Annotated in this window: 8 protein-coding genes and 1 pseudogene; 6 read left to right on the top strand and 3 right to left on the bottom strand. The window is 55.4% G+C overall.

Features of this window, described 5'->3' with window-relative positions; translation table 11 throughout:
- The first annotated feature begins 5 nt into the window (after positions 1-5).
- Both F1381_RS09670 and F1381_RS28190 read left to right on the top strand, forming a co-directional pair.
- Entirely contained in the window at positions 6-1988 is a 1983-nt protein-coding gene (locus F1381_RS09670) for a chemotaxis protein CheA (RefSeq protein ID WP_246187967.1), read from the top strand.
- A gap of 121 nt (positions 1989-2109) precedes the next feature.
- Positions 2110-2280, top strand: coding sequence for a hypothetical protein (locus tag F1381_RS28190; RefSeq protein WP_187355270.1), 171 nt, complete (start codon positions 2110-2112; stop codon positions 2278-2280).
- Between the two features lie 77 nt (positions 2281-2357).
- Here the strand turns inward: F1381_RS28190 and F1381_RS09675 are convergent, their stop codons facing one another.
- Positions 2358-2723, bottom strand: coding sequence for a hypothetical protein (locus tag F1381_RS09675; RefSeq protein WP_151734615.1), 366 nt, complete (start codon positions 2721-2723; stop codon positions 2358-2360).
- Positions 2724-2972: 249 nt separating this feature from the next.
- On the opposite strand from F1381_RS09675, the gene F1381_RS09680 reads away from it, so the two are divergent.
- Positions 2973-3509: a hypothetical protein gene (locus F1381_RS09680; RefSeq protein WP_222850428.1), complete on the top strand. Its 537-nt coding sequence runs from the start codon at positions 2973-2975 to the stop codon at positions 3507-3509.
- A 180-nt stretch (positions 3510-3689) separates the two neighbouring features.
- Here F1381_RS09680 and F1381_RS28785 read toward each other — a convergent pair whose 3' ends face one another.
- Together F1381_RS28785 and F1381_RS09690 are read right to left on the bottom strand one after the other, a co-directional pair.
- The gene (locus tag F1381_RS28785) at positions 3690-3818 is read right to left on the bottom strand and encodes a hypothetical protein (protein ID WP_246187968.1); all 129 of its coding nucleotides are present in this window, start codon (positions 3816-3818) and stop codon (positions 3690-3692) included.
- A gap of 29 nt (positions 3819-3847) precedes the next feature.
- Positions 3848-4243 (bottom strand): sigma-70 RNA polymerase sigma factor region 4 domain-containing protein, encoded by a 396-nt coding sequence (locus tag F1381_RS09690; RefSeq protein WP_246187969.1) that lies wholly within the window; start codon positions 4241-4243, stop codon positions 3848-3850.
- Positions 4244-4563: 320 nt separating this feature from the next.
- Between F1381_RS09690 and F1381_RS09695 the strand changes: the two genes are divergently transcribed.
- The 3 genes and pseudogenes from F1381_RS09695 to F1381_RS09705 all read left to right on the top strand — a co-directional run.
- The gene (locus F1381_RS09695; protein WP_151734618.1) at positions 4564-11904 is read left to right on the top strand and encodes an HYR domain-containing protein; all 7341 of its coding nucleotides are present in this window, start codon (positions 4564-4566) and stop codon (positions 11902-11904) included.
- Positions 11905-11999: 95 nt separating this feature from the next.
- On the top strand, positions 12000-12266 hold the full coding sequence (locus F1381_RS28195) for a hemolysin XhlA (RefSeq protein WP_187355271.1): 267 nt from the start codon (positions 12000-12002) through the stop codon (positions 12264-12266).
- 279 nt (positions 12267-12545) lie between these two features.
- Positions 12546-14387, top strand: a pseudogene (locus tag F1381_RS09705) (HNH endonuclease); the annotation flags it as partial.

The raw sequence follows: 14387 nt of genomic DNA on the forward strand, positions 1-14387 counted from the left end.
AGGAAGTGAGCGAGAGGATGGAATTGTCGGCCTACCGTGAGATTTTTATAGAAGAGTTAAACGATCAGATGGAGCGGATGGACCAGGCACTGCTGGCGCTGGAGCGGGGGGCGGCGCCGGAAGTGGTTCAGACGCTCTTCCGGGCGGCCCATACCATCAAGGGCTCGGCGGCAACGATGGGCTTCCGCGAAATGAGTGATCTTACCCATGAAGTGGAATTTGTGCTCGAATGGATTCGTGAGAAGAAGCCGGAGGTCACGGTTCCGCTGATCGATGTCCTGTTTAGGGCGCTGGACGCGATGAAAACGCTCCGCACCCAATATGTCAGCGGCTCCGCTTACGATGACTGCAGTTCTGTAGTGGCGGCGCTGCAAATCATAGTCCGCAGGCCTGAGCGTCTGCCGGTCCGGCTGCCGGAGCTTAGCGCTGCGGAAAGCCTGCGGGCCGAGGCCGCCGTCGCTTCCGGCCAGCGGCTGCTGGCTGTGCTCGTAAGGCTGAAGGAAGACTGCCTGATGAAAGCGGCACGCTATTTCATGCTGCAGCAGCGGCTTGAGGATTTATGCGGCGGTACGGTGCTTGCTTCTTCATTGGCCGCAGCAGCACCGGACGGCGACGAAGAAGCGCGGTACGGCAGCTTTGCCTTTGTCATTGCGGCTTCCAGGGCTGCGGATGGGCTGCAGGCCCAGTTGGCCGGCGACTCCGATGTGGAGAACGCTGAAGTTGTACCGTTCCCGCTGCAGACGGCCGGGAAAGCGGAATATCCGGATCCGGGGTCCGCCGGACCGGCTGCCGGGGAACAGCCTAAAGGCAACTCCGGACAGCCGACCGTCCGTGTCCATGTCGAGCGGCTCGACCAGCTGATGAATCTCGTGGGAGAGTTGCTGATTGATCAGACCTCCCTGGCGGATCTTCACACAAACGGCCAGCGCAGTGATCCGGCAGGGATCCTGCAGAAGATCGGCAGCGTCTCCGACCATATGGGCCGGGTGATCAAGGAGCTGCAGGAGGGCGTCATGAAGACGCGGATGCTGCCCATCGACCAGTTATTCAGCCGCTTCCCGCGTCTGGTGAGAGATCTGGCCCACAAGCTCGGGAAGGAAATCGAGCTGGTGCTCGAAGGCCGGGAAACCGAACTGGACCGGATGATTATCGAGGAGCTGGGCGATCCGCTGATCCATTTGATCCGCAACAGCGCGGATCATGGAATAGAGAGTCCGGAGGTCCGGCTGGAGGGCGGAAAGCCGGTGGCTGGCCGCATAACCCTGAGCTCTTATCATGAAGAGAATCATGTGGTGATAACGTTACAGGATGACGGGCAGGGCATCCACGCCGATAGAATCAAAGCCTCTGCGACAGCAAAGGGGCTGATCTCGGAAGAGCAGGCGGCGTTGTTGCCACCGGAGGAAGCCGTCCGGCTTATTTTTGAGCCGGGCTTCTCGACGGCTGCCCAGGTGAGTGAGGTGTCTGGCCGCGGAGTCGGCATGGATATCGTCCGCAGCCAGATCGGCAGGCTGAACGGAATCATCGATATTCAGACAGAACCGGGACAGGGGACTACCTTTACAATCCGGCTGCCGCTGACGCTGGCTATTATTAAAGGCCTGTTGGTGAAGGTGTCGGGGCGGGTAATGATTCTGCCGATGTACAGTATTGCGGAGATTGTACGGATTGTGCCGGGAGATATTCAGACCGTGCAGGGCGAGCAGCTCATTATTAACCACGGACGGATTGTACCGTTCTCCTGGCTGCACGGAAAGCTGAATTATCAGCATACCGGACGCATAACCAGAACCATTCCGGTTGTTATCATCCGTTCGGTGGACAAGATGGCCGCAATTGCCGTGGATGAAATCATAGGCAATCAGGAAGTGGTCATTAAGAATCTGGGCAGCTATCTGGGAACGATGAGGCATTTATCCGGAGCGACCATTCTTGGCAATGGGCAGGTGGCGATGATTCTGGATGCTTCCTTTCTCGTGAGCGGTTAACCATTCTTGGCGCTCTCTCTTCCCTTACAGGGACGGGGAGCGCTATTTCTTTTTACCGAGTATGGAATCTAGCGCACTGGAGATAAATAGTGGATAACAAGCACGGAAGGAGGTAGCTTACGTGGAGATATCCTTGAGCTCGGACGAAGTGATTTCCCGGATCAAGCAGCTGCATTCGGGTGGCGGCCTGAATAAGAAATCGGTTAAAAAAAGCGACCCGGAGCTGATGCGCAGCGCCTTGTATTATTTCCCCAGCTGGGAGCATGCCGTAAGAAATGCCGGGCTGCTGTAAGAAAACGCAGCAAAAAACCGGGAGGGCTGAGATTGCTGCAGCCTTCCCGGTTTGTTTTTTGTGCCGAAATCCGCTTCTTATTGTTCCCGGTCTTCCCTGGGCAGAAGCTTCTGCTGCTCAATAGCCTTCTGGTTTAAAGATAATGCGTCCATATATGCGTTGATCTTGAGCTGAAGCTTCCGCAAAATCTCCAGCTGGATTTCGTTGATCCGCGTTTCATCGCAAAAAGCCGAGCACGACAGGAAGCCGTCGGCATAAGATTTGGTCTCTTCGACAATCGTGTTCAGTTTCTCTTTATAGATGCGTTTGACCGGCCCGCTTTCGGGCTTGATTTCATAGTACCGGTTAGTCTCCAGGAGCAGTTTCCAGTGGGTAACCGACAGGTCGAATTCATCCTTTTCAATTGCCGCAGAAACTTTTACAATTTTGATATGACTGTTCATGGTGATCTCCCTCTCCTGTAAACCCGTAACGTTAGGGGGATTGATTAATTCTTGGACTAAGAGATTATATCATGCAAACGAATCAATTAACACTGAAATATATGGTAAAGTAAGTCTATAGAACTAGGTATATATACTTGTTTTTCATAGTTTTTTTGATAAGTCAATGATATGGGTAACACAAATGTGAAAATTCCAATGATTTTGTAAGTTCAGGAGTTTGCAGTGAACGGGAAAGGAGAGCCAATGATGAGCGGTCCGGCAGTGTATTTGTACCATTATTATGAGCGGAGCAGAGGTCCGTTCCGGAATTTATCGGAGCTTGAACCGGAGGAGGCGTCCCGGGTGCTGGAGAGCATCAGGCAAAGCGGGGATGTTATGGCGGCACAGCGGACGGAAGGATATATGGAACGGAGACGGGAGCTTGAAGCCATGGCCCGCAGCCTGTTCTTGGCCAAAGGCGGCAAGCCGCAGCGGACGGTACCCCATTATATGGTGCTCGGACCCTGTGAGTGGCTCAGCAGCTGGTATAAAGAGCCGGCTTTTGTCCGGATGCATATCTCCGACTTTCCTCCGGATACGCTGTCTTTTACTTATGGAGACATGTTTCCTACGTTCAGCCCAAGGGTGCAGGATCAGCGTGAATACCGCGGCCAACTGTATACATATACGGAAATTTTACAGCTCATCGCTAAATATGGCCTTCCGCAGGAGTGGAACAAGGACGGGACCGGGGGACCGGAACGCTACATAGAGGTACAGGTTTGGGCGGACGGAAGGATCTGACGGAAGGGTCGATGAAATAACAGGCCTGTGATAAATATGAAAGGCATCCCGATTGCCATTAAGACGGTGGGGGATGCCTGTTTCATTAGTTATTGTTGTGGTTAATAAAATAACGGTCTACGAGGCAATGCAATAAATCTATAAATGCAACTTTTACATGTGTATTCTTTGTTCGGGCTTCTATAAGTTCTGATAGACGATATTGATTAGTTCGGTTTTTAAAGTCTGGATGGCTTCCTCTCTGGGAAGCATAATGAACTTGGACAAGTATTCGATTTCCCCCGAGAACAGCATGATAATATCCTCCATGGAATTCATATCCCCGTTCTGCGCTTTTTTTACAGTTTCAGTGAAGTGTCCAGTTGTTCCTTCAATATGTCCAATCCCTTGCGTTTCCATTTGCTTACCCCCTGTTGAGTCATGTTTAACTCGCGAGCGACCTCTTTCTCGGCCAGGCCATCAATAATGGTCCGTTTGATAATGTAACGGCATTTCTCCCACGGGATTTTCTGCAGCATTTCATCTACGAACATTTCCGATATAACCATGCTCTCAAAGCTTGCGTCATACACCTGATTGTCATAAATGGGCCGGCTTTCCCGGAGCTGTTGAATACGGGTCTTGTACTGTATTCTCCAGGCTGAGCGTTTTAAAAGTTTTCTGCAGGTCTCCACTAGTTCCTCATCACAGGTCATCATTTCAAATCCCCCATGTTCCCAAATTCTTTTGCCCAACACTTCCCTAATATTTGTCTTCTCATATAACAAGGAAGAAATTCCATAGTTTACACAACCAATACAGACATAAATTGACACCTTTGATATGAAACTTCTTAAAGTTGTAAAGATAATACTTTGGATTCCATATATTATGTGAAAAATGCCTAGCTATTGTCGAATACAGGTCCGGCGGAGCCGGGGGGAATTCAAAAATTTCGGTTAACCGGCAGATTTAGTTGTATAATCCTGCGTTTTCTTCCCTTTTTGAGTGAAGGAAGAGCCGGCGGCCCCTCATTCATGCTGCCGGCAACACTAAAAAAGTTAGGGGATGCATAATGAAACAGTCGAAGAAGACAACGGAACAGCTGAGGCAAAAAAGACCTGGTTTACTCGTCAAATGGCTCTGTTTACTGGTGTTAGTTATGGTAATCGCTCCCGGGGTTGTGCTAGGCTCCGAGAATCCTGGAACGGCGGGGCTGCTTGATCAGAACGTAAGCGCAGTGGCAGATGCCGTCTATGAGCCGGAGTTGGGGGCAGAAGCGGCGAGAGGAACGGTCAGCGGCTCCGTTTACGCTGATCCTGATTTCGAATCCGTCTATGAATCCGTATACGGTTCGGTTTACGGCGATGACACATTGGGTGTCGTGCTTCATCATGGCCCGCTCCTGCTGGGCAAGAATGCTATGAGCGCCGCTGTGAGTGCGGTGGAAGGAGCCCTGAAGGCGGAATCGCCGGTTCTGCAGCAGATCAAGCTGGACCAGGCCTCAACGGTCATTCCCGGCGGCCGCGGCTTCATGCTGCCGCAGCGGGTAAGCGTTAGAGACCTTGCAGGTAACCCGCTGTCCGGCATTCCCGTTACCTTCCAGGTTACGGAAGACAGCACGGTGACTGCGGTCATGCGGGGACTGAACAGCAGCGGTATTACCGTGCTGACCGACGCCAACGGCTATGCCTCTGCGGCGAATACTTATGCCACTTACGCCGGCGAGGGCTTCCAGCTCTACTCCAGAACGACAGGGGTGATCCGGACGCTGGACGTTACAGCCAGTGTTACCGGCTTGCCTCCGGTGACCTTCAAGGTAGAGGTGGGAACGGTCGGCTCGAACCTGCTGGATACGACGCCGCCGACTATCAGCGCGAGTGCGGTCACTGACAATAACGAGCCCTATATTGCAGGGACCTGGACGAATCGTACCGTAAAGGTACACTACACAGCGGCCGACACATTGTCGGCCATCAGATCGCTGACTTCGGACCAGACATTCACTGCCGAAGGTGCGGGCCAGACCGCAACCGGCAAAGCGGTGGACAGTGCAGCGGCAAGCGATAATGATCCCAAGCATGTTTCGACCATTATGTTTGGCCCGATCCATATCGATAAAAGCGCACCCGTCACGGCGGCTTCACTGTCAAACGGCCAGACGGAAGGCTGGAACCGCGAGAAGGTAACGCTGCACTTCTTGTCGGAGGATCACCTCTCAGGGGTGGATTCCATCTACTATAAGCTCGGTGATCAAGAGGCGGTCAAGGTTGCCGGGAATACGGCCGAAACGCAGCTTGATACGGAAGGCAAAATCACCGTAAGCTATTGGGCGGTTGATAAGACCGGAAATGCGGAAGCTGCACGTACGCTGACTGTGCAGATCGATAAGACCGGACCGGTCATGTCAGGGCTGCTCAGCCCCGAGCCGAATGCGGCCGGCTGGAACAGCGGAAATGTGACGGTCCTGCTCCGGGCGACGGACGGAAGCTCCGGCGTGAAAGAGCTCCATTACATTCTTGGCTCAAGCGCAGAGAAGGTCATTCAGGGAGCAGAGACATCGTTCGAAGTTACTGCGGAGGGCATAATCCCGCTAACCTATTGGGCGGTGGATGCAGCCGGCAACGAGACGCCGGCCAAACGGACGGAGATCAAGATCGACAAGACGATTCCGGTGCTTACGGTTCCGCAGGACATTACCGTAGAGGCTACGGCAGTCCGTACGCCTGTTGCGGCCGGTCAAGCGACGGTACAGGATGTGTCGGTTCCGGACGTCGTGATTACGAACGATGCCCCAGCCGATTATCCGATCGGCGTAACCACCGTCAAATGGACGGCTGTCGATCCGGTTGGCCTCAAGTCCTCACAGGTACAGAAAATAACGGTAAAGGATACGACCAAGCCTGTGCTTACCGTGCAGGGCGATGTGGTGGTGGAAGCTGCGGCTGAGCTGACGCCGGTTGTGTTAAGCGGCGCTTCGGCGACCGATATTTTCCCGGTCATTGTGCAGAACAATGCGCCGAAGACTTTTCCTGTAGGCACGACCGAAGTGATCTGGACGGCTACGGATGCTAATGGCAATGAGATTACAGCGAAGCAAAACGTAATCATTGCCGACCGGACAAAACCGCAGCTGAACGCACCGGCCGATATTACCACTGAAGCAACAGCCAGACGGACTGCGGTGGATATTGGAAAGGCGGCGGCCAGTGATATTTTCAAGGTAACGGTAACGAATAATGCACCTGCGGACTATCCGGTCGGAACCACTAAGGTGGTTTGGAGAGCGGAGGATGCAAACGGAAATGTCACGCTGGCGGAGCAGATCGTTACAATTACCGATACCACCAAACCTGAGCTGACCATCCCGCAGGACATTACTATGGAAGCGACAGCAAAACGGATGCAGCTGGATATCGGCAAGGGCTCGGCTAAGGATATCTTCGAGGTTCTCTTGTCGAACAATGCGCTGGCGGATTATCCGGTCGGCACGACCGAGGTGGTCTGGACGGCCAAGGATGAGAACGGCAATGTGACGCAGAAAGTGCAAAAGATTACGGTTACAGACAAGACCGCTCCGGTACTTGCCGTGCCGGATAATAAAACCGTAGAAGCTACAGGTATTGAGACACCTGTGGATTTAGGCGCAGCGCAGGCTACCGATATCTTCAAGGTTACGGTAACCCATAACGCGCCGAAGGCTTTTGGCGTAGGGAATACGACAGTCACCTGGACGGCCACGGATGAACATGGCAATACATCAACCGGCAAACAGGAAATCCGTGTGGTGGACACGACGGCCCCGCTGGTTACCCTGCCCGGAGATAAAACGGTGGAAGCAACCGGAGTCCGCACTCCCGTTGAGCTCGGCAAGCCGGTTATTTCGGAAATTTTCCCGGTAACCGTGGAGAATGATGCGCCGGCGGATTATCCGCTCGGGGAGACGGTGGTACATTGGACGATCACAGATGCGAACGGCAATACGACCAAGGGTATGCAAAAGGTTCTGGTTGTCGATACAACGAGCCCGCTGCTTGAAGCGCCGGGAGATGTAACCGTGGAAGCGACAGCCGTGCGCTCGATTGTGGCGCTTGGGCAGGCGCAGGCATCGGATCTGTTCGAAGTCAAGATTACAAACGATGCTCCGCAGGATTTCCCGGTAGGACTTACCGAAGTGAAGTGGATGGCGAAGGATGCCAGCGGCAATGTGGCCATCGATCTCCAGAAGGTCACCGTGACCGATACGACAGATCCTAAGCTTGAGGTGCCTGCGGCGGCCCAGGCAGAAGCGACCGGTGACCGGACCAGGGTGGAGATCGGGCAGGCTACGGCCACAGATATCTTCCCGGTGAAGGTAACCAGCGATGCCCCTGCGGATTATCCGGTCGGCATTACAATGGTTACCTGGACCGCAACGGACGCCAATGGCAGAATGGCAACTGGCAAGCAGGAAGTGAAAGTTATCGACAGCACTGCTCCGGTGCTGCAGGTGCCTGGTGATATCCGCAAGGAGGCAACGGCGGTAAATACGCCAATCGACATCGGTAAAGCGACAGCCACCGACCTTTTCCCGGTGACCATCACCAGCAATGCCCCGGCGGCGTATACGCTCGGCAACACCTTTGTCACCTGGAAGGCGGTGGATAAGCACGGAAATATCACTACCGGCACGCAAACGATAACAGTAGTAGATACGACCGGGCCGGTCATTGCGCCTCCGGCGGAATTGAAGCTGGAAGCCAGTGCAAAGGAAACTCCGGTTGACCTGCAGGCTCCGGCGGTGACGGATATATTCCGCATCGCGGAGATCAGCAGCAATGCCCCGGCGGCTTATCCGCTCGGGACCACACCGGTAACCTGGAAGGTTAAGGATGAGAACGGCAACCTCTCCTCTGTGGTACAGAAGGTTACGATCATGGATACCACCCGGCCTGAGCTTAAGGTACCCGGAGATATTTCGGTGGAAGCTACGGCAGTAAGAACACCTGTGGCCATTGGGCAAGCAGAAGGGACGGATATCTTTGCCGTAACCGTTACCTCGGATGCACCTGCCGATTATCCGCTCGGCACAACAGAAGTCACCTGGACAGCCAAGGATTCAAGCGGCAATGCAACAACCGCTGTGCAGAAAATTACGGTACTGGATACAACGTTGCCGGAATTAGAGGTGCCTGCCGATCTTGCGGTTGAGGCAACGGCGGTGCGGACGCCGGTGGACATCGGGAAGGCAAAGGGAAGCGATATTTTTCCGGTAACCCTCACCTCAAACGCGCCTGCAGATTATCCGCTGGGGACAACCGAAGTGCTCTGGACCATTAAGGATACCAGCGGCAATACGAAGACGGCGGTGCAGAAAATTAAGGTGACGGATACAACGAAGCCAGTGCTGGCCCCACCTGCTGATCTGACGGTGGAAGCGGCGGCCATCAAGACGCCGGTGAAATTGAAGGTTCCGGTTCCGCAGGATATCTTCCCGGTAGTTATCGGCACTGATGCGCCGGAATATATCGATATTGAACCGCTGTTTGGCGGAGAAGAAGTTACTGCACTGTTTCCTGTAGGAAAGACTCTGGTACATTGGACGGCCACGGATTCCAGCGGCAATCAAGTGATGGTTGTTCAGTATATTACAGTGGTAGATACGGTTAAGCCTGAACTGAAGGCACCCGGCGACATCACGGTCGAGGCCTCGGCGGTGCGGACAGTTGTAAATATCGGCCAGGCGGAAGCGGCAGATATCTTCCCTGTAACCGTTACAACGGATGCGCCGGCGGACTATCCGCTGGGTACAACAGAAGTTACCTGGACAGCCACGGATGCGAACGGCAACGAAAAGACAGCCAAGCAACGGGTAACGGTGGTCGATACGACCAAGCCCGGCATCCAAATCCCTGAAGACATTCATGCTGAAGCGTCGGCAGTGCGGACTCCGGTTGAGACTGGTGTGGCAAAAGGAACAGATATCTTCCCGGTGACCGTCACCTCCAATGCGCCTGCGGATTATCCCCTGGGTACGACCGAAGTGCTCTGGACCATAAAGGATACCAGCGGAAACGAAACCACGGCGGTGCAGAAGGTTACGGTGGAGGACTCTACCAAGCCGGCGATGTCATTCAAGGGCTCTCTGGCCGTCGAGCTGGAAGCGACAGGCTTAGAGACCCCCGTGGATCTGGAAGTGCCGGTTGTTGCTGACATCTTCCCGGTTATCCTTACGGCAAATGCTCCCGGATTCGATCCGCAGAGTCCAATTACAGCGGAAGGCCATATTACAGCCCGTTTTGCATTAGGCACAACCAAAGTCATCTGGACGGCTGTGGATACCAGCGGCAACGAAATTACGGGTATTGTGACCGTGAACATCAAGGATACGACGAAGCCGGTGTTAAAAGTGCCTGCAGATATCCTGCTGGAAGCTACGGCGTTGAAGACACCAGTTGACATCGGTACAGCCACAGCGACGGATATTTATCCGGTGACGGTGAGCTCGGATTCACCGGAAGCTTATGAGCTGGGCACGACGACAGTCCTGTGGACGGCGAAGGATGCCAACGGCAATACGATAACCGGTGAGCAGAAGATTACTGTAGTAGATACGACCAAGCCGGTGATGAAGCTGCCGGAAGACAAGACGGTGGAAGCTACTGCCTTGAAGACACCGGTGGCAATTGGTACAGCCACAGCGACGGATATTTATCCGGTAACCGTGAGCTCGAATGCCCCGGAAGCCTATGAGCTGGGCACGACGACAGTCCTGTGGACGGCGAAGGATGCCAACGGCAACCTCATTACCGGTGAGCAGAAGATTACAGTAGTAGATACGACGAAGCCGAAGTTGACGCTGCCGGAAGACAAGACGGTGGAAGCTACAGCCTTGAAGACACCAGTCGAGATTGGTTCGGCCACAGCGACGGATATCTATCCGGTGACGGTGAGTTCGAATGCCCCGGAAGCGTATGAGCTGGGCACAACGACGGTCCTGTGGACCGCGACGGATGCGAACGGCAACCTCATTACCGGTGAGCAGAAGATTACAGTAGTAGATACGACGAAGCCGAAGTTGACGCTGCCGGAAGACAAGACGGTGGAAGCTACGGCGTTGAAGACACCAGTCGAGATTGGTTCGGCCACATCGACGGATATCTATCCGGTGATGGTGAGCTCGAATGCCCCGGAAGCGTATGAGCTGGGCACAACGACGGTCCTGTGGACCGCGACGGATGCCAACGGCAATACGATTACCGGCGAGCAGAAGATTACAGTAGTAGATACGACCAAGCCGGTGCTGAAGCTGCCGGAAGACAAGACGGTGGAAGCTACTGCCTTGAAGACACCGGTGGCAATTGGTACAGCCACAGCGACGGATATTTATCCGGTAACCGTGAGCTCGAATGCCCCGGAAGCCTATGAGCTGGGCACGACGACAGTCCTGTGGACCGCGAAGGATGCCAATGGCAATATCATTACTGGTGAACAAAAGATTACGGTAACCGACAAGACGAAGCCGGTGCTGAAGCTGCCGGAGGACAAGACGGTGGAAGCTACGGCCTTGAAGACGCCGGTGGTGATTGGTACAGCCACTGCGACGGATATCTATCCGGTAACCGTGACCTCCAATGCCCCGGCGGTCTACGAGCTCGGCACCACCACGGTCCTGTGGACCGCAACGGATGCCAACGGCAACATGATCACTGGTGAACAGAAAATTACGGTAGTAGATAAGACGAAGCCGGTGCTCAAGATCCCTGCGGATATCTCTGTCATAGCTACGGGCGTCAAGACGCCGGTGAATATCGGGCAGGCAAGCGCCACGGATATTTTCGGATTCAAGATCACGAATAATGCTCCGGCTGACGGCTTCCCGGTCGGTAAAACGCCGGTTATCTGGACCGTTACGGATGTGAACGGCAATACCGCGACGGCAGTGCAATATGTCACCGTCACCCAAATGATCAAGGTGCAATCATACAACAGTACCCGATCGGCAACCTCTAACGTTATTGGACCGCGGATCTCCATCGAGAATTCGGGAAGCAGCGATATCCAGCTCTCGAATGTGAAGATCCGGTATTACTACACGATTGACGGAGAGAGAAGCCAGGGCTATCTGTTTGACTACGCCCGTGTGTCCGGTTCCTCCAGCTCCCGCAGCGTTCTGTCGCATGTGTCAGGCAGTTTCCAGAAGACTGCAGGCAAGACGGGCAGCGATTATTATCTGGAGATCAGCTTCGGCAGCGGGGCAGGAACGCTAAAGGCGGGGGAAAAGCTCCAGATTCAAAGCACCTTCTGGAAGACCGGTCTGTCATCTTATACGCAAACGAACGATTATTCCTTCAACGCTACAGCTACAGATTACACGGATACCAATAAAATAACCATATACGCCTCCGGAAATCTGGTAGCAGGCATTGAACCTTAAACGTAACAGCATCATATCCGGGCGTCCGGCCTGTCTATACCGGGCCGGCGTCCGGAGCTTCATCTATACCAGCTCCACTTCCGGGGGTACTTTAAATGGCAGACGACATGAATGAGATACTGCAGCGGCTAACCCGCGTCGAGACCAAGCTAGATATTATGAACACCGCACGGGACATTGCCCTTGAAGCCATGCAGAGCAGCAAATCCGCACATCTGCGGATGGATGAGATGCGGGATGAGCTGTCCAGGCTGAAGGTCCGTCAGGGAGAGAACCAGCGCTGGCTGACCGGTACGGTCATCAGCAGCGCCGGACTGTTCATTGCGGCAGCCGGATTGCTGTTGAAAATGCTGGCCGGGTAGCCCGCCTTTTGCTTAAAATCTGGTGAAGACCATTTTATAGCTGGAATGCAATGCCGCCCTTGGGGCGGCTTTTTTGACATGGAAGCAAGTATATATCAGGCCCCTGCAAGGTGCCTGCGTGATCATCATACTAAGCCCTATTTTATGGGGCTATTTTGTGTTGCTCCGAAACGTTGGTCCGGCAATAAATCTGTGCCAATCTTCCTTCCCCGGCTGTGAACCCCCCCTCTTATTTTACTTAATCAGTAGAATCCATTTTTGGCAAAAGGGGGATGTAATTTGCAGACCAACGCTAGTGTGGGCAAGGAGAAGGATAAGGCTCCCGCCCGGCAGATTCTATATCAGAAGCCGCTGGAGCCGGTGAAGCCGGCGGCTGTACGCGGGCCGGACCCGGTGGAGGTGCTGCGCCGGGCCCGGCGCAATCCGGGGTCATTGACGAAGGAAGAGATGGCCCTGCTGCAGCGGGCTATTGGGCGGCGGGCAGCCGCAGAAGTGCTGGGACAGCTGTCCGCTGACCGGACGAAGGAGCAGCAGGGGAATCGGGCAGAGCCGCCAGGCAAAGCGCCGGATAACGAGCAGGGGCGTGGCCAGGCCGTTCTCGCGCAGGTGCCGGAGGAGAAGGAAGAGATGCCTGCCCGGGTGCAAGAGGAGAAGGAAACGATGCCTGCCCGGGTGCAGCAAACTCAGGCGGCTATAAAACAGCCGGCTTCCGGAGCAGCAGCGGGAGAATCTAAGCTTGCCGAAGACCGCGATAAGCAGCTGGCTGCTGCCAAGGCCCCTGCCAAAGGGATGGTGAAGACCAGCCCGCAGGGACAGGCGGCCAGGCAGGAGAAGCCGCAAGCGAAGGCGGAAGCTGAGGGTGAACGCCAGGCGCAGGCCGAAGCTGAAGATGAACGTCAAGCGGAGGCGGCTGAGCCTGCAGGCGATAAGGCCAAGCCAAAGGAAGGCCAGGAGGAGCCCGCGGCAGAAGCGGGCAAGCGTGTATCCGGCGGGGAACAAGGCGAAGCCAGGCCGGCCAAAGCCAAGCCGAAGGAAGAGACGGCCGGCGGTGAGAAGGAGGCGGTTGCCGCCAAGGAGCCGTCGCTCGGCGATCTGCTTGGCGGAATGGCCGGGGAGAAAGAAGCATCGGCCAAGGCAAGGAAGGTAAACATCCGGGCCGAAGACCCGGGACAGATTCTGGAGCAGCTGTCCAAGGTGCCGCCGACCCAGATGGGCGAAGCCTATGCGCAAGCTTCCCAGGCTTCGGGCGAGGCGATGTCGAAGCAGGCGCGTAAGGCGCAGCAGGGTCTGCCCGCCGTTCCTGTGCCGACCGGGCTGAAGGGCCGGGCCTTGAAGGCCCGGAAGAAAAAGGCGGCGCCGGTGCATAAAGCCGCAGCAGGCTTCAAGAGCGAACGCTCCGGCGGTTCGGCTGCGGCGGGCTTGTCATCCGGCATGAATATCCGCTCCGGCGGCTCCGGGGACAACCCCGAGGCCATTCTGGGCGAGATCCGCGCGGCCTCCGGGCAGCGGGCAGCCATCCGCATGGACGGGGAGGCCGATCCTAACCAGCTGGCCGGATTTAACCAGGAGGCTGGGCAGGAGGTGGCTGCCGCGAAGCAGGCTGAGCAGCAGCAGATCGGTGTTCCGTTCGGGGAGGAAGACATTTATCCCGAACCGGACGGCGGGCGCCTGAAGTCCGCCAAGGCGCTGAAGGGAAGCGCTGCTCCGTCAGGCAAAGCGGTTCCTGCGCTGGAGCTGCCGGGCGGTATGGCGGCGAATATGAACAAGGCGCTGGCCCCGGAAATGAACAAGCGGTTTGGCGAGAAGCAGGCCGAATACGGTGCCGAGAAACAGAAGTATGACGACAAGGTCCAGCTCTCCAAGACCGAAAGCGATACGCAAATCCGCCAGGCCGAGCAGGAGGCCGAGGATCAGCAGATCAAGGAGCAGTCCGGCGCCAAAGCGGAGATCAACAAGCTGCGGGGTGAATGGCGGAGCGAGCTGGATGCAGCCGAAGGAGATTATAAGCAGCAAGCCGGGGCGGCGGTTCAGCAGAAGAAAGGCGAGATCGAGCAGGTCCGCACGGAGAAGGAACGCGAAGCGCAGAAGAAGCAGTCAGAGGCGGAGCAAGAAGCGACAGTA

Origin of the sequence: Paenibacillus tengchongensis, assembly GCF_008973665.1 — a bacterium.
GTDB lineage: Bacteria > Bacillota > Bacilli > Paenibacillales > Paenibacillaceae > Paenibacillus_AQ > Paenibacillus_AQ tengchongensis.